The organism is Clostridium bornimense, from assembly GCF_000577895.1.
GTDB lineage: Bacteria > Bacillota > Clostridia > Clostridiales > Clostridiaceae > Clostridium_AN > Clostridium_AN bornimense.
Genome location: NZ_HG917868.1, coordinates 1,712,752 through 1,728,286 on the forward strand (window position 1 = coordinate 1,712,752; position 15,535 = coordinate 1,728,286).

At 28.4% G+C, this 15,535-nt stretch carries 11 protein-coding genes and 1 other RNA gene; all 12 read right to left on the bottom strand.

The annotated features are described in order from the left end of the window. Nucleotides 1–53 precede the first annotated feature (53 nt). Nucleotides 54–1,838: a single-stranded-DNA-specific exonuclease RecJ gene (recJ, locus tag CM240_RS07705; RefSeq protein ID WP_044038013.1), complete on the bottom strand. Its 1,785-nt coding sequence runs from the start codon at nucleotides 1,836–1,838 to the stop codon at nucleotides 54–56. Nucleotides 1,839–1,894: 56 nt separating this feature from the next. After that, nucleotides 1,895–3,958, bottom strand: coding sequence for a heavy metal translocating P-type ATPase (locus tag CM240_RS07710; RefSeq protein ID WP_044038015.1), 2,064 nt, complete (start codon nucleotides 3,956–3,958; stop codon nucleotides 1,895–1,897). A gap of 19 nt (nucleotides 3,959–3,977) precedes the next feature. Next, entirely contained in the window at nucleotides 3,978–5,171 is a 1,194-nt protein-coding gene (locus CM240_RS07715; RefSeq protein WP_044038018.1) for a M16 family metallopeptidase, read from the bottom strand. 526 nt (nucleotides 5,172–5,697) lie between these two features. Continuing rightward, entirely contained in the window at nucleotides 5,698–6,261 is a 564-nt protein-coding gene (locus CM240_RS07720) for a DJ-1 family glyoxalase III (RefSeq protein WP_044038020.1), read from the bottom strand. Between the two features lie 4 nt (nucleotides 6,262–6,265). Next, nucleotides 6,266–9,103 carry a DNA topoisomerase IV subunit A gene (locus CM240_RS07725; protein ID WP_044038022.1) on the bottom strand — a complete coding sequence of 946 codons (2,838 nt, stop codon included), beginning with the start codon at nucleotides 9,101–9,103 and terminating at the stop codon, nucleotides 6,266–6,268. A gap of 17 nt (nucleotides 9,104–9,120) precedes the next feature. Further along, nucleotides 9,121–11,061, bottom strand: a complete 1,941-nt coding sequence (locus CM240_RS07730; protein ID WP_044038024.1) for a DNA gyrase/topoisomerase IV subunit B — start codon at nucleotides 11,059–11,061, stop codon at nucleotides 9,121–9,123. A gap of 190 nt (nucleotides 11,062–11,251) precedes the next feature. After that, nucleotides 11,252–12,352 (bottom strand): DUF6398 domain-containing protein, encoded by a 1,101-nt coding sequence (locus CM240_RS07735; RefSeq protein ID WP_044038027.1) that lies wholly within the window; start codon nucleotides 12,350–12,352, stop codon nucleotides 11,252–11,254. Between the two features lie 177 nt (nucleotides 12,353–12,529). Continuing rightward, nucleotides 12,530–12,673, bottom strand: coding sequence for a cold shock domain-containing protein (locus CM240_RS17470; RefSeq protein ID WP_156930526.1), 144 nt, complete (start codon nucleotides 12,671–12,673; stop codon nucleotides 12,530–12,532). 105 nt (nucleotides 12,674–12,778) lie between these two features. Beyond that, an RNA gene (rnpB, locus tag CM240_RS16950) (RNase P RNA component class A) lies at nucleotides 12,779–13,117 on the bottom strand. 43 nt (nucleotides 13,118–13,160) lie between these two features. Next, nucleotides 13,161–13,952 carry a Nif3-like dinuclear metal center hexameric protein gene (locus tag CM240_RS07740; RefSeq protein WP_044038028.1) on the bottom strand — a complete coding sequence of 264 codons (792 nt, stop codon included), beginning with the start codon at nucleotides 13,950–13,952 and terminating at the stop codon, nucleotides 13,161–13,163. Then, complete coding sequence (locus tag CM240_RS07745; protein WP_044038030.1) at nucleotides 13,933–14,634, bottom strand: tRNA (adenine(22)-N(1))-methyltransferase; 702 nt, start codon at nucleotides 14,632–14,634, stop codon at nucleotides 13,933–13,935. Before CM240_RS07745 ends, CM240_RS07740 begins: the two co-directional genes overlap by 20 nt. Before the next feature lie 18 nt (nucleotides 14,635–14,652). Further along, nucleotides 14,653–15,534 carry a PH domain-containing protein gene (locus CM240_RS07750; protein WP_044038032.1) on the bottom strand — a complete coding sequence of 294 codons (882 nt, stop codon included), beginning with the start codon at nucleotides 15,532–15,534 and terminating at the stop codon, nucleotides 14,653–14,655. Nucleotide 15,535 lies beyond the last annotated feature (1 nt).

Sequence of the window (15,535 nt, forward strand, 5' to 3'; positions counted from 1 at the left end):
ACTTATATTATATATGAAAACTTGAAATATAGCAAATTATGTAACACATTCAATTATACTTTCATTTTTCTATAATCTACTATTTTTAATTGTATATTAATATTTCCATTATATTTATTAAATGTTGGAGAATATAGTATATCCATTTTACAATTTTCAGGTATTGTTATCGTCTTATACCTATCATAGCTTATGATTTCTCCATATTCCTCTCCATACCACGCTTTTATATTATCGCTCACTTTTTCGACATTTTCAAATATCATTCCATCAGGATTATTTCCAAATTCAAACTTTATTACATTACTTTCTTCACCAAATGCTATTATTTTACTTACTTCTACAGCTTTATCCCCTAATATTGGTCTATTATTCCCTTTTCCAAAAGGTTCCAACATCCCTATATCATATACCAATTGGTTATTAATATTACCAATCTTAAATACACAATCTATTGTGTATTTTTTAATTAAATCTTTTTCTTCAAGAAGACAGTTTTCATTTAATTCTCTTCTTAGTTTATCTACATTATCACCTTGTAATGACATTCCCGCTGCCATAGGATGTCCTCCAAATTTCGAAAAATTATCTTTTACTTTTGTAAGTTCCTCAAACATATTGTATTCTTCTATAGATCTTCCTGACCCCTTTATGCTGCCATTACTACCTAATGTCAATATTATTGTTGGTCTATTATATCTCTCTTTAATTCTTCCAGCGATAATTCCAGCTAAGGATTCATGAATTTCTTTATCTAGTACTACCAAAACCTTATCTTTTATAATATCACTATTCTCTATTTGTTCAATTACAGATTCTACAGCTTCTTCTGTCATCATCTTTCTCATTTTATTTAATTCTACTAGTTTCTTTGCAATTTCACTGCATTTTTCATATTCTTTAGATACAAATAAATCAACAGCCATTTTTGCTGTTTCTAACCTTCCTGAGGCATTTATACATGGACCTAATATAAAACCTACAGAATATGAATTAATCTCTTTATCATGTAAATTACATGCATCAATAAGAGCTCTCATACCAACATTATTTACAGTACCATTTAGTGCATCGATGGCATATTTAGCGATAATTCTATTCTCATCTATAAGATCCACAACATCACATATAGTTGCTATTCCTGCAAATACTATCAATTCCTTTAACATTGATATATCAATATTCCTTTTTATATATAGAGCTACCGAAAATTTATAAGCTACAGTAGCGCCACAAATTAATTTGAATGGATAATTACAATCTAATCTTTTAGGATTTATAATTGCATCTGCTTCTGGAATAATCACTTTGCTATTATCTCCATCTTCATATGGTAAGTCATGATGATCCGTTATTACAATCTTCATTCCAAATTCCTTGCACTTCTTAACTTCATTAATAGCAGCAATTCCATTGTCACATGTTAAAATAGTTTTTACTCCTTGCTCCTTTAATGAATACAAAGATTTTTCATTTAATCCATACCCATCTTTTTCTCTATCTGGTATATAATATATCACATTGGCTCCTATCTTTTTTAATGCAATATATAAGATAGTAGTAGAAGCGACCCCATCTACATCATAATCACCATATATAGCTATCTTATTTCCTAATGATATATCTTCTGATATAATCTCTGTCCCTTTATCCATATCCTCCATTAAAAATGGATCATGTGCATCATCTACACTAACCTTTAGAAATTTCTCGATTTCTTCTGTTGTAGATATACTTCTATTTACTAGTATCTTTGCTATTACTTTAGATATAAATGATTTTTTTGATAATTCCTCTATGTTAATCTTATTATTTTTAATTACCCACTTTTTCTCCATATTTCCTCCTATAAAAACGAGGGTGTTACACGAATATTGTTTGCACCCTCCCTTTTTTAATTATATTTTCTATATTCTATCCTAATTGAGTTAAAAATAGCAATTAAGGCTACCCCTACATCTGCAAATACTGCTCCCCATAACGTTGAATGTCCTAATATTCCTAATAATAATATAGTAAGCTTCACTCCAATACACATAACTATATTTTGTAAAACTACCTTTCTAGTAACCTTAGCAATTTTTATGATAATTGGAATCTTACTTAGATCATCTCCCATTATTACTATATCCGCAGCTTCTATCGCAATATCAGAACCAAGCCCTCCCATTGCTATTCCAACATGTGCCATAGACAATACCGGAGCATCATTAATACCATCACCTACAAATGAAGTAATTTTATTTTTAGATAATTCTTCAAAAGCTTTAATTTTATCTTGTGGTAATAAATCACTTAAACCTCTATCTATAGATAGTAGATTTTTTACATCTTCCACATTTTCTTTGCAATCACCTGATAAAATATATATATCGTTAATTCCTAGTTCTTTTATATCATTTATGGCTTTATAACTACCTTGCTTTATTTTATCATTAAATATAAGTTTACCAATTACTCTTCTATTCATAGCCAGATATATAGATGTACCCATTTTACAATTATCATCAATTTTAATATTGTACCTATTCATAAGTTTACAGTTTCCTATAATAATATCCTTTCCCTTATAAGTACACCTATTCCCCATACCTACATGTTCGTGAAAATTAGATAACGAGTTTATATCTATATTCATATTATAAGAATTTCTCAAAGTTTTTGCTATAGGATGATTTGAATAATACTCCGCAGCTACTGCTAACTCTATAAGTTTTTCTTTTGGTATATTGATAAATGGCACTATTTCTGTTACATGGAACTTTCCTTCAGTAATTGTTCCTGTTTTATCAAAAAAAATACTTTCTAGACTACAAATGGTATCTAAATACTTAGAACCTTTTATCATTATTCCATGCTTTGCCGCTGCACCAATACCTGAAAAATATCCTAGTGGTATTGACAATACTAGTGCACAAGGACATGATAATACTAAAAATATTAATGATTTATAAATCCAGGCTACTAATTTTCCTCCAAATATACTATAACCAAGTATAGTGGTCATAAATGCTATTATAAGTATAATAGGTGTATATACTTTTGAAAACTTTGTTATCATTTTTTCACTTTTGCCTTTTTTTAAAGTTGAATTTTCAACTAAATCTAAAACCTGCTTTATTGTAGAATTTTTATATTCGGAGTCTACCTTTATTCTTATTGGTTCATTAATATTTATAATACCACTTTTTATACTTTCACCTTTTGTATATACCTTAGGAACCAACTCCCCTGTGAGTGGTGATGTATCACATATACATACTTTATCAATTAAACTCCCATCTAATGGCACCTTTTCTCCTGACTTAACTAAGGTTACTTCACCTATTTTTATTTTTTCTATTGGCTTTGTTACTATCTTATTCTCTTCTATACAATTAACTTTCGGTTCTTTTAACTTTAGCAATTCTTTAATAGAATTTCTTGATGATTCTACTGAAAGATTTTGTATCATTTCTCCAATACTATAAAATAGCATTACTGCTACTGCTTCTTTATATTGATTTATTCCTATTGCTGTTAGTGTAGCTAGTGACATTAAAAAATTCTCGTCAAAAACATTTCCTCTAATAATATTTTTAATTGATTTTACTATAATTTTATATCCTATAATTATGTAAGCTATAATTAATAAATAAAAAGAATATTTATTATCTAAAATAATCCCTGTCAGAAACATTGTAACTGCAATTATGTACTTCATTATATCTACATTAGCTATTTCTTCTTCGTGCATATATTTTCTTTCTTCAATAATACAATTAGGTTCTACAGAATGCACAGTTTTTTTCACTTTCTTATCCAGACCCCTTATATCTTCTTTAGTTTCGATATAGATTTTTTTAGTGATAAAATCAACTTGTACATCTTTTATAAAATCTATCTTCTTCAAACGTCTCTCAATCTTTTCTCCACAGTTTGTACAATGTAAGTTTTTTAAATAATATTCTTTTTTCATTTTTTACCCCACAAAAATACTAATTATTAATTAATATGGAGTAATTCTTAATTCTATCACATAATTTAAAAAGTAATTTTTTATTTATTATTTCTATTTCATTATCCACCAATGAATTTTCCTCTGAAAACATAATATCTTCTGCAGATAAATCTTTAGCCTTTTGAATCTTTCTCTCCCACCTTATTGTTTTACTCATCTTTACTTTCTTAATATAATGCTTTATTTCTTCTTCATCAATATCTGATATATAGTTCTTTAAGTTATCTAATATTTCTTCAACCTCACTAGCCACATTTTCTCCCTTATCTTTACTTGTCATAGCATTAATTAAATATATCTCTACTCCAGAATCAAATCTAATTTCTGTTTCAACATCATAAACTAACGCTTTATCAGTTCGAAGTCTATCATATAAAATAGAGTTTGTACCAATGCCTAAAATGTAATCTAAAATCTGCATGCAATACTTTTCTTCTTTACTTAAACCATGTAAATCAATTGACACAAATACTGTAGCTGTATTACTATTCTCACCGCTTGCAGTAATCTTCTTCCCAGATAAAACCTCTCTTTCAGGGTATATAAAACGTTTACCTTTTTTCATATATGCAAAATTTTCTTCTAAACATTTTAAAATTATATCACTTTCTATTGATGTAACAACAGAAATAGTACAATTTTCAGCTACATATATATCATTATATTTTTTTATTACACTTTCCCTAGTTATCTTTTTCAAACTTTCTTTATTTCCATGAATTATATTTTGCAATCTACCATTGAAAATTTTTGAAAATAATATGCTTTCACTTTTTAACTTTTCATTTTGTAACCATTCATCAATTTCTGTATAAATAATATTTTTTTCTCTTTCAAGTTTTTCATCAGGGAAAGTAGGATTTAGTAATATATCACTATATAATTCTAGTCCTTTTTCAAAATCTTCATTAAAAGTTGTTCCATAAAAAACTACATAAGAATAATTAGTCATAGCATTATAAAAGCCAAAATACTTATCAAACTCTACATTTATCTCTTCTTCACTTCTATTCTTGGTCCCTAGAAACAATCCATGTTCAATATAATGACATATTCCAAGCTCTTCATTATCTTGTAATGCCCCACCATTAAATCCAATAGTAAAACTAGTTAATTCTCCTTCCGTCGGTTCAATTATAACCTTTATACCATTTGATAGATATTTAATCATATATTATCTCCTTCTTGTAAATTTATGCTTCACAGAGCACAAGTATGATGGCACAAGGCACAGGTATAGATGAAATTCTTGAAGAATTTCTGAGATTATAAGTAATATGTCATTAGTTTGTTATATAGACTGACTATATAATTAAAATAGAGTTAATACCATAGTCTTACAGATGGCTAATGAAAGTTGCACTTTCATATAGCTTGGAACATAACTGTACGATATCATAAGGTATAGTTATGTTAATATTCATACCTGTTCTAGTTAAGTAGTGGTGAAAATTAAGCTTCACTCTTACTTATTCACAAAAAAGAACTGCTCACAATATTTATTGTGACACAGTTCTTGTATTACGAATTATAATATAATTTTTGTAGCTATAGTAAATATGAAAATACTTTGACATCCACAGCATTATAATAAAATTCCTCTAAAAGAGGAATTTTCACTTTACTAGTGCCCTGTGCCTTATTCCCTGTGCCCTGACATACAAATCTTCATTTGTTAATACGACAGCCCTTATTATTTATATGTTTTTATTGTAGAAATTAACCATCATACCTTCTCTTAATGCATCTGCCTTATCTTTTAAATCCATGGCATTAAGGATATTATATGCAAATTCCAATACTGTCGCTGGTCCTCTACTTGTTATAAGATTTTCACTTCTAACTACAATCTCATCTTTATAATTAAACTTTTCACTATTTTCTAAAGATCCTGGATATGAAGTTATTTCTCTATCTCTTATTACTCCAGCTCTCTCCAATACAATAGGTGCGGCACAAATCGCAGCTATAAGTTTACTTTCTTTATCAAAACTTTTAACAAATTCAATAATTCTTTTATCATCTCTTAAATTTGTTGCCCCTGGCAGTCCACCTGGTAATACGATGCATTGATACTGATCTATATCTATATTCTCTATTAAAATGTCACTTTTTATTGTTATATCATGAGATCCTGTAACATATTCTCCATTGAGAGAACAAATATCAACGTTAACTCCTGCTCTTCTTAATATATCTACAACAGCTAACCCTTCTATCTCTTCAAAACCTGTAGCCAAAAATACTACTACTTTTTTCATCTTATCACCCCTGATTTATTTTATTTATATAATCATCCATATTTACCGTAAAAACACTTTTTCCTCTTGTAGCTCTATTTTGTGTATTCAATTCTTTAGTATTTATAATCTTTTCTTCTTTATTCTTTGAAATCATCTTTATATTATATTCTTTACTTACAGTATTACAATAAATAACTTTATCTTCATCTCTTAATGATATGGCAATAACTCCAGAAGCTACTTTTCCCATTTCACTTACTGTACTAGTATTAATTCTTAAGGCCATACCTTTTCTAGTAACCATTACATAATCAACATCATCTTCTATAATATCAACATGTACTAACTTATCATCAGCAGTTTTAAGCTTATACCCTATAGTTACTCCTTCATCTTTTTTAAATTCTTGAAGTCTTGTTTTCTTTATATATCCAAGTTCAGTAGAAAAAATCACTATTCCATCAAATTTACTTATATAAACAACTTTGATTATTTCATCATTCTTTAAAAATCCATCATAATATTTGCTTAAGTCATAATTATCTTTTAAATTTTCAAATAGCACAGCACTAATCTTTAATACTGTTCCCTTACTAGTAAATAATAATATATCATCATTAGAAGTTATCTTTTTACCACTGCTCTTTCTTTTTATAATACCTTTTTTACTTATATCAATAGAAAATTCAGCATAAACTCCTTCATTAACTATATTTGCATCAATTATCTCTTCTTTATTCGGCAAACTTAAGAACTTAGAAGTGGCAGCCATTCTTTCTCCCTCTTGAACCTCTGGTTCTTCCACAATAAAGCTTAATGAACTCTTTAATGTTACATTTAAAAATTTACTTTCTTCATCTTTTGAAACCATATCCACCATAACTAATGTTTCATCATTTTTAAGTTTAAGTGCCGCAATTTTTGAATATGCTGTTACATATTTATCTATTGAAGTTTTTTTATAAAAACCTTTTGATGTTATAAAAATAAAATCACTATTCATATTATTTTGACCAATAGTAGTGGCATAAACTATAGACTCTTCATCTAAAGTACAACTTTTAATAATTTCTGAAATTCTTTCACCCTTTTCTTTCCACCTCATCTCTTTAATATTATTTACTTTAGTCTGATACATATTCCCTTTATCAGTGAAAATCATAAAAGTATCCTTTGTATTAGATTGTAGCAAGAATCTATTAAAGTCTCCTTCTCTATACTCTATATCTTCTACTCCTGATGAAAGTCTATTAAAACTTTTTTGAGAAATTCTTTTTATATATCCATCATTAGATAAAGTTATTACTACATCTTCTGAAACGATAATATCTTCTATATCAAATTTTGTCTCTTCTACACCATCAAGTATTTTAGTTTTTCTCTCTGTACTATAATTGTTTTTTACTTCTTCTAGCTCTTTTTTTACGACAGTTAATAATTCTTTCTCATCGCTTAATATTTTTCTTAGCTTTTTAATTAATCGAGATAATTCTTTATATTCCTTTTCAAAAGCTTTTATCTCAAGTCCTGTTAATCTATACAGCATAAGTTCAAGAATAGCATCACTTTGTACATCTGAAAACCCGAATTTATTCATAAGATTTTCTCTAGCATTGGCTTTTGACTTAGACTCTCTTATAGTTTTAATTACTTCATCCATTATTCCAATAGCTTTAATAAATCCTTCAACTATATGATATCTTTTTTCTGCTTCTTGCAATTCTTTGGCTGTTCTTCTTGTTATAATTTCTTTTTGATGATTTATATAGTGTTTTAAAATACTCCTTAAAGATAACGTTTGAGGTTTTCCATCTGCAATAGCAACCATATTAAATGGAAGATTACATTGAAGTTCTGTCTTCATATAAAGATATTTTAAAACTCTTCTAGCCCCTTCTTCATCAACTGATTTTTTAAATTCAATTACAGCTCTAATACCAGTTCTATCAGATTCATCTCTTATATCCATTATTCCATCAAGAATTTTTGCGTGTTTCTTATCCCCAGTCATTTCTGATATAGTTTGAAGTAATTTAGCCTTATTCTTTCTATATGGAAATTCAGATATAACAATACACCATCTATTATTTTCATTCTTTTCAATATTAGTCTTTGCTCTCAATGCTACCTTGCCTGTACCAGTTTCATAAGCAGACAATATAGAATCACTTCCTATAAGTTCTCCTCCTGTTGGCAAATCAGGTCCTTTAATATATTTCATTAACTCTTTTGTAGTTATTTCTTCATTATCTATATAAGCTAATATTCCATCTATTACCTCTCCTAAATTATGAGGTGGAATATTAGTTGAAAGTCCTACTGCAATACCAAAACTTCCATTAACTAAAATATTAGGATATCTACTTGGTAGTACACTAGGTTCTAGTTCTGATGCTGAATAGTTATCTACCATATCTACTGTATCTTTTTCAATATCTCTTAACATTTCTAATGCGATATTTGAAAGTCTTGCCTCTGTATAACGCATCGCTGCCGCTGAATCTCCATCTATGCTTCCCCAATTTCCATGTCCATCAATTAACGGCTCTTTTGTACTAAAATTTTGTGCTAATATAACCATTGCATCATATACAGAAGAATCTCCATGTGGATGATATTTACCTAAAATATCACCTACAATTCTCGCCGATTTATAATATGGTTTATCTGGAAATGCTTTTAATTTATATGCACCATATAGTATTCTTCTATGAACCGGTTTTAATCCATCCCTAACATCTGGCAATGCTCTTTCCTTTGCAACTTCTACTGCATAAGGTAAATAGTTATCTGGCATTGCTTCTTCAATAGGTACTTTAATGACGTGTTTATCTGTCGGTATGTTAATTTTCTTTGCCATATCGTAAGTCCCTTTCTTTAAAATTCAGCATATTTATACATATAATTCTTTCTAGGTTCAACTACATCTCCCATAAGCAAAGATACCATCTTCTCTGCTTTTGCAGCATCCTCTATAGTAATTTGCATTAGATTTCTAGTTTCAGGATTTAAAGTAGTTTCCCAAAGTTGTTCTGGATTCATTTCTCCAAGTCCCTTATATCTTTGTATTAATGCACCTTTACCAATTTCCTTTTTTACTTTATCTAGTTCTTCTTCATTATATGCATATTTAGCAACTTCTTTTCCCTTTACAACTTTGTATACTTTATAAAGAGGTGGTTGTGCCATATATAAATGTCCATTGGCTATAAGTGGTCTCATATATCTATATATATATGTCATCCATAAAGTTCTTATATGATATCCATCCACATCAGCATCAGACATTATTATTATTTTATCGTATTTAAGATCTTCTTCATTATAATTTGTAAGAATACCAGTACCAATTGCCGTATTGAAAATTTTAAGTTCTTCTGATGCAAGAACATTCTCCAATTTTTGCTTCTCGGTGTTCATTATCTTTCCTTTAGACGGCATAACTGATTGAAATCTTCTATCTCTTGCTTGTTTTGCTGATCCCCCTGCAGAATCTCCCTCAACTACAATAAATTCATTATACTTTCTATCCTTTGAAGTACATATAGCTATCTTCCCAGCAAGAGGTGATGTTCCTTTTCCTACTTTTTTTCTTTCTAATTCATTAATTTTCTTAATTTTATCTTTTCTTGCAGCAGCTGCTATGGCATTATTTATTATCATTGTAGCAACTTCTTTATTATCTTCTATCCATTGAGAAATTTTAGTATAGGATAAATCATTCATCATAGTGTATGCTTCGCTATTTCCAAGTTTAGTCTTTGTTTGCCCCTCAAAAATAGGATTAGTTAAGGATATTTTTATAATAGCTGTAAGACCTTCTCTTAAGTCATCACCTTCAAATTCCTTATCCTTTTCTTTTATAAGGTTCAACTTCTTAGCCCATTCCTTAAAGGCTCTAGTCATACCAGTTTTAAAACCACTCTCATGGGTTCCAGCCTCAGTAGTCGGAATATTATTTACATAGCTCATAATATTTTCTGAAGTTGAATCAGTAAACTCCATGCATATTTCTCCACTCATCTTTATATCGCCTATTTCTCTATCTCCAGAAAAAGTAATAGGATCCTTATGCAATACTGTTTTACTCTCGTTTAAATATCTTATAAAATCTAAAAGTCCATTTTCAGAGTAGTATAATTTTTTAACTTCTTCTTCTCCTCTTAGATCAATAAGTTCAAGGGTTATGCCTTTATTTTGGAATGATAATTCCATAAGTCTTTGATCTACTATATCAAATTTTATATCTATTGTAGAAAAAATATCTTTATCAGGCATAAAAGTAACCTTTGTACCTTGTTCTTCTGTATCTCCAACGATTTTAAGATTACTAACTGGAGTACCTGGCATATCTTTCTTTAGGTCTTTATCAAACCCATATTCAAATCTCTGCTTGTATATTTTTCCTCCTTGAAACACTTCAACCTCAACCCATTTAGATAGTGCATTAACGACAGCAGCTCCAACTCCATGTAATCCACCGGAAGTTTTATAATTACTATTATTAAACTTTCCACCAGTATGAAGTTCTGTAAATACCATTTCTACACCACTTTTTTTCTTAATAGGATGTATTCCTGTAGGTATACCTCTTCCATTGTCCCTAACCGTTATACTTTTATCTTTATTCAAAACTATTGTTGCTTTATCGCCATATCCATTAGATATTTCATCAATAGCATTATCCAATATCTCCCAAAGGCAATGATGTAATCCTTTTATACCTGTAGATCCTATGTACATACCTGGTCTTACTCTAACAGGTTCAAGCTTTTCTAAGGAAGTTAAATCCGTTACTTCATAAGTATTATTACTCATAGTCTTTCTAGCCTCCTATTTTTAATCCATACTTGATATTTTATATTATTTTATATCGAATAGTAAATAGTATCGAACATTTATTCTGAAAAAAATATAAAAAGGCTGTTAATAACAGCCACTATTTTTTTACTTCATTATACTATTAACTTTTACATTTAGCAAAAATTCACAAGATTATTTGCAATATCTATCTATAATTTTTTCTAAGCCATTGTAATGAACCTAAAATACTTCTCCATGCAGATAAAGAATACCAACAATACATTATTGCTTCTTTTTCATCTCCTGCTTCACAATAATCTGGTAGTGACTTAGGCATAGATTTATATCCTAATAGATAAGGTGGTATAAATGAATTTACTTTTACAGCTTCTTTTAGCTCATCTTTAGCTTTATCTAAATCACCATATTTATAACTTAAAAGTGCTCTAGCATACTTAAATATAGCAGTTGCATCATCACTATATGTAGCTAAAAGTTTTTCTACCTCTTCATCTTTATTCATTTCTAATAACCAGTTTATTAATATATATCTAATTCCTTGAGAATCACTACTATTTAATTCAATCATCTCTGTATATTCTTTTATAGCTTCTTCTTTTTCTCCTAAAGCCCACAATAAGTCTCCATAAGAGAATTTTGCAAGCATATATGGTTGAGTTTCTTTTATACTCCAAAAGTTTCCTCTAAAACTTTCAAAGTCTTCCTTTATCTCATCATATCCTGCATCTAAAGCCAGTTTATATGCTTCTTTTTTCTTATTTAAATCCATTATTTCTTCATCAGCTATAATAAGCATAGCATCAACACATCTATCATATAAACTTAAAGCAAAATATGCTTCATTTATTCTCTCTTCATAGTTTTCTATATATATAGCCTCTCTAGCAATATTATATGCTATCTCTTTTAAGGTACTTCTATTCTCTTCTGTAACCCAATCTTTTATGTCAGCACCTATTATACCATCTCTTATTTCTTTAGATCTACTTAATGCAGTTGAAGAGCTTATATTAAAAGATTTATATAAGTCTGAAGCTTTAACATTTATTTTTGAAAACTTTTCAAAGTAGAAATTTACTCCAGCAAGGGCATGAACAGCTCCACAAGCCCACCCTTCTAATCTTCCTTTTGAAAATCCTTTTTCATTTGTTTCAATAACTTTATCTATTGCTCTAATACATAAACCTGCAAATTCTTCACTTAAATTTGTTTTACAATATCCTTCTATTAATCCTTTAACTTCTTCGTACCTTTTTAAAAGATTATCATCCATAACTTTATTCATCCCATTACTCCATTCTAAAATATAATCGCCATATTATAATATAAACTATATTTATAGATTTGTGGAGTATATTTTTTACAAAACCATATCTTACTATATTTATCTTTTCATTTTTAACCTATATTCTATGTATATTAACTGCCGTCAATCCTATAGAGCCGCCAATTACATAAAACTTTACTTTTTCACCTTAATATAATCCATATTGTTATCATTAAAATACAAATCATTTACAAAAATATTTATTCCATATTTTGTTTCGACAAATCCACATCCTATTTCATTATTAAACCATTTAATAACTCCTGTATTTTTAGACATTAATATCAGCTCCTACCAGACTTTTATTTTATATTATTAGCAAAATAAAATAATTTATCCAAATAAGAAAAAGAGAGACATTTGACTATAACCAAATGTCTCTCATGTACGACTAAAACTATAAGCCGAGTTCTGTATTTGACGGTCATCTATCTAGGTTTATTGTTACCAATAAACTCAAGCGATACTTCTGAAGCGAGCGAGCAACTCATTGCTTCAAATCGATCTTGCACCAAATGGGGTTTACATAGCCGCAAAGTCGCCATTGCGCTGGTAAGCTCTTACCTCACCTTTCCACCCTTACCTAGAATATACTCTAGGCGGTATATCTCTGTTGCACTTTCCTTCAAGTCGCCCTGACTGGGTGTTACCCAGCATTCTGCTCTGTGGTGCTCGGACTTTCCTCTCCCTAAAACTTTAGGCAGCGACCATCTGTTTTACTCGCATATGTATATTAACATAATTAATATTTTAAATCAATTAATTTTTAATAATTCTTATATGGAGATTTACTTTTTTCTGATAATAAAACATCAACTCCATACTTTTTTAAATCTTTTTTTATATTTTTTGATATCTCTATAAAAGGTATCCATTCTGAATAAAAGTGTTCCATATCTATAATATTAATTTTTTCTTCATTGTAATCTGATACATAATGATATGTAGTATCACCAGTTATAATTAAATCACATGATTGCTCCTTAGCATATTTAAAGAAATCTTGTCCTGATCCATTCAATAGTGCTACTCTATTAATTTTATTAGTTAAATCACCACAATACCTTATATTATTTATTCCAAATTTTTTCTTTATTTTATCTAATATATCTTTTAATGTTATATCACCACTAGTGACACCTATTCTTCCAATACCAGCATCACTACTAAGAGGATTACTACTTAATAATGTCATATTTTCAAGTTCTAATATTTGCCCTAAAGTATCTGTTATTCCACCATTAACACTATCTAAGTTTGTATGAGCAGAATATAACGCAATATTATTTTTTATAAGATTTCTTATTTTAATACCTTGTATTGTTTTATTTGTAATAGAACTTGGTTTACTAAATATTAAAGGATGATGTGTTAAAATTAAATCACATTTTTTTTCAGCTGCTTCTTCAATAACTTCAATAGTTCCATCTAAAGCCACTAATATTTTAGATATTTCATCTTCAAAGTCCCCTACCATTAATCCAACATTATCAAAATCTTCTTTTAAATATGTAGGTGCTATCCCATTCATATATACTTCAAAGTCTTTTATTTTCATTTAATATACTCTCCATAAAATCAATTTTATCTTGAATCTCTTTTTTTCTTATAAGTGATGCTTCTGTTTCTTTTGTTATATAGTTTATGATTTCTCTAAAATGATTTATTTTATGATTTATATACATTATTTCCTCTTTACTAGGATTACATATTACCTTCTCACCTAACTCATATACTATATCAGAAAATGATTTTTTTTCATTCTCTCCATAAGATACTTTAATTATAGGATAATACTTTTCTTCATCATAAATTACTTTTTCTTCTATTAAGTTGTATCCTTTTTCATAAATGTATTTTCTTACAACTTCTACATTTTGAACTGGTTGCAATACTAGATAATCCATACTTTTAAAGATATCCAATGAATCCTCTATTATATCTCTTATAAGATTTCCTCCCATACCTGCTATAACAGCTACATCTATTTCATTTTTTTTAAACACTTTAAGTCCAGGACCAACTCTAAAGGAAATATCATTAGTAAACTTAGATCCTTTAACATTAAACATCGCTTTTTTTAGTGAATCTTTACTAATATCTGTAGCAATAACATTATTACATAGTTTATTCTCTAACGAGCATAATCCTATATATCCATGATCACAGCCTACATCTCCTAATGTATCACAGGAATCTATAAATTCACATATTTCTTTTATTCTCTTTGAAACTAACATTTTTTTCTCCTATGTATTCTAAAAATAATATATTGAAAGTATTTGAATTTGCATAAATAATAAAACAACTGCTACTATTAAAGGTAAATATATATACTTATAACATGATTTTCTATCATATTTAGAGTATACATTAGAAGTTAAAAACATACATAGCAGTATTCCTGCTGTAATAAGCCCATAAGAAATTTGATTTACAGCAAACTGTGTATATGTCCCCCATTTAATCGGTTCAAATCTCTCATTAAAAGATAAAGGCATTGAATTTAATGCATAATTATCTTTCATTCCTAATAAAAGTGGTATTATCATTAATACTATAATAAGAAATGAAGCAGATATAAATGGTGCTAAAAAAAATTTATCTTTATATAATGGACTTACTTTTTTATCTTCAACTTTCTTTGAACCTTCTATAGATATATCATCACAAATTCCACCAATATCTATTGGAGAAATTGCAAAATTACCCTTAGTAGTTTTTATAAGTAAAACATTTTCAAAATTAGATATGTATGCTCTTGTAGCACCTATATTTTCTATATAAATTATCCCAAAGGCAAATTTTTTCATTCCATATCCATCTAAAACCATTCCATCTATTTTATTTTCTTCATGTCGAAGTTCTATTATATCCTTCATTGATATTTTTATATTCCTTAAATAAAAAAATGTATTTATTGTTACAGAATCCTCATTTACTATATATCTAGTTGTAAACGATATAACTATATAATACATTTGATATATATCAATGCATATTAAAGATACCAATCCGAATAAATTTATCATATAGGATTCGATAAACATTGAAATAAATAATAAAGCAAAATTAAGAATCACCGTCATAAGTATTAAATAAAAGCTTCCAATTCCTGGTTTCTGCTTGTAAACCTTCATA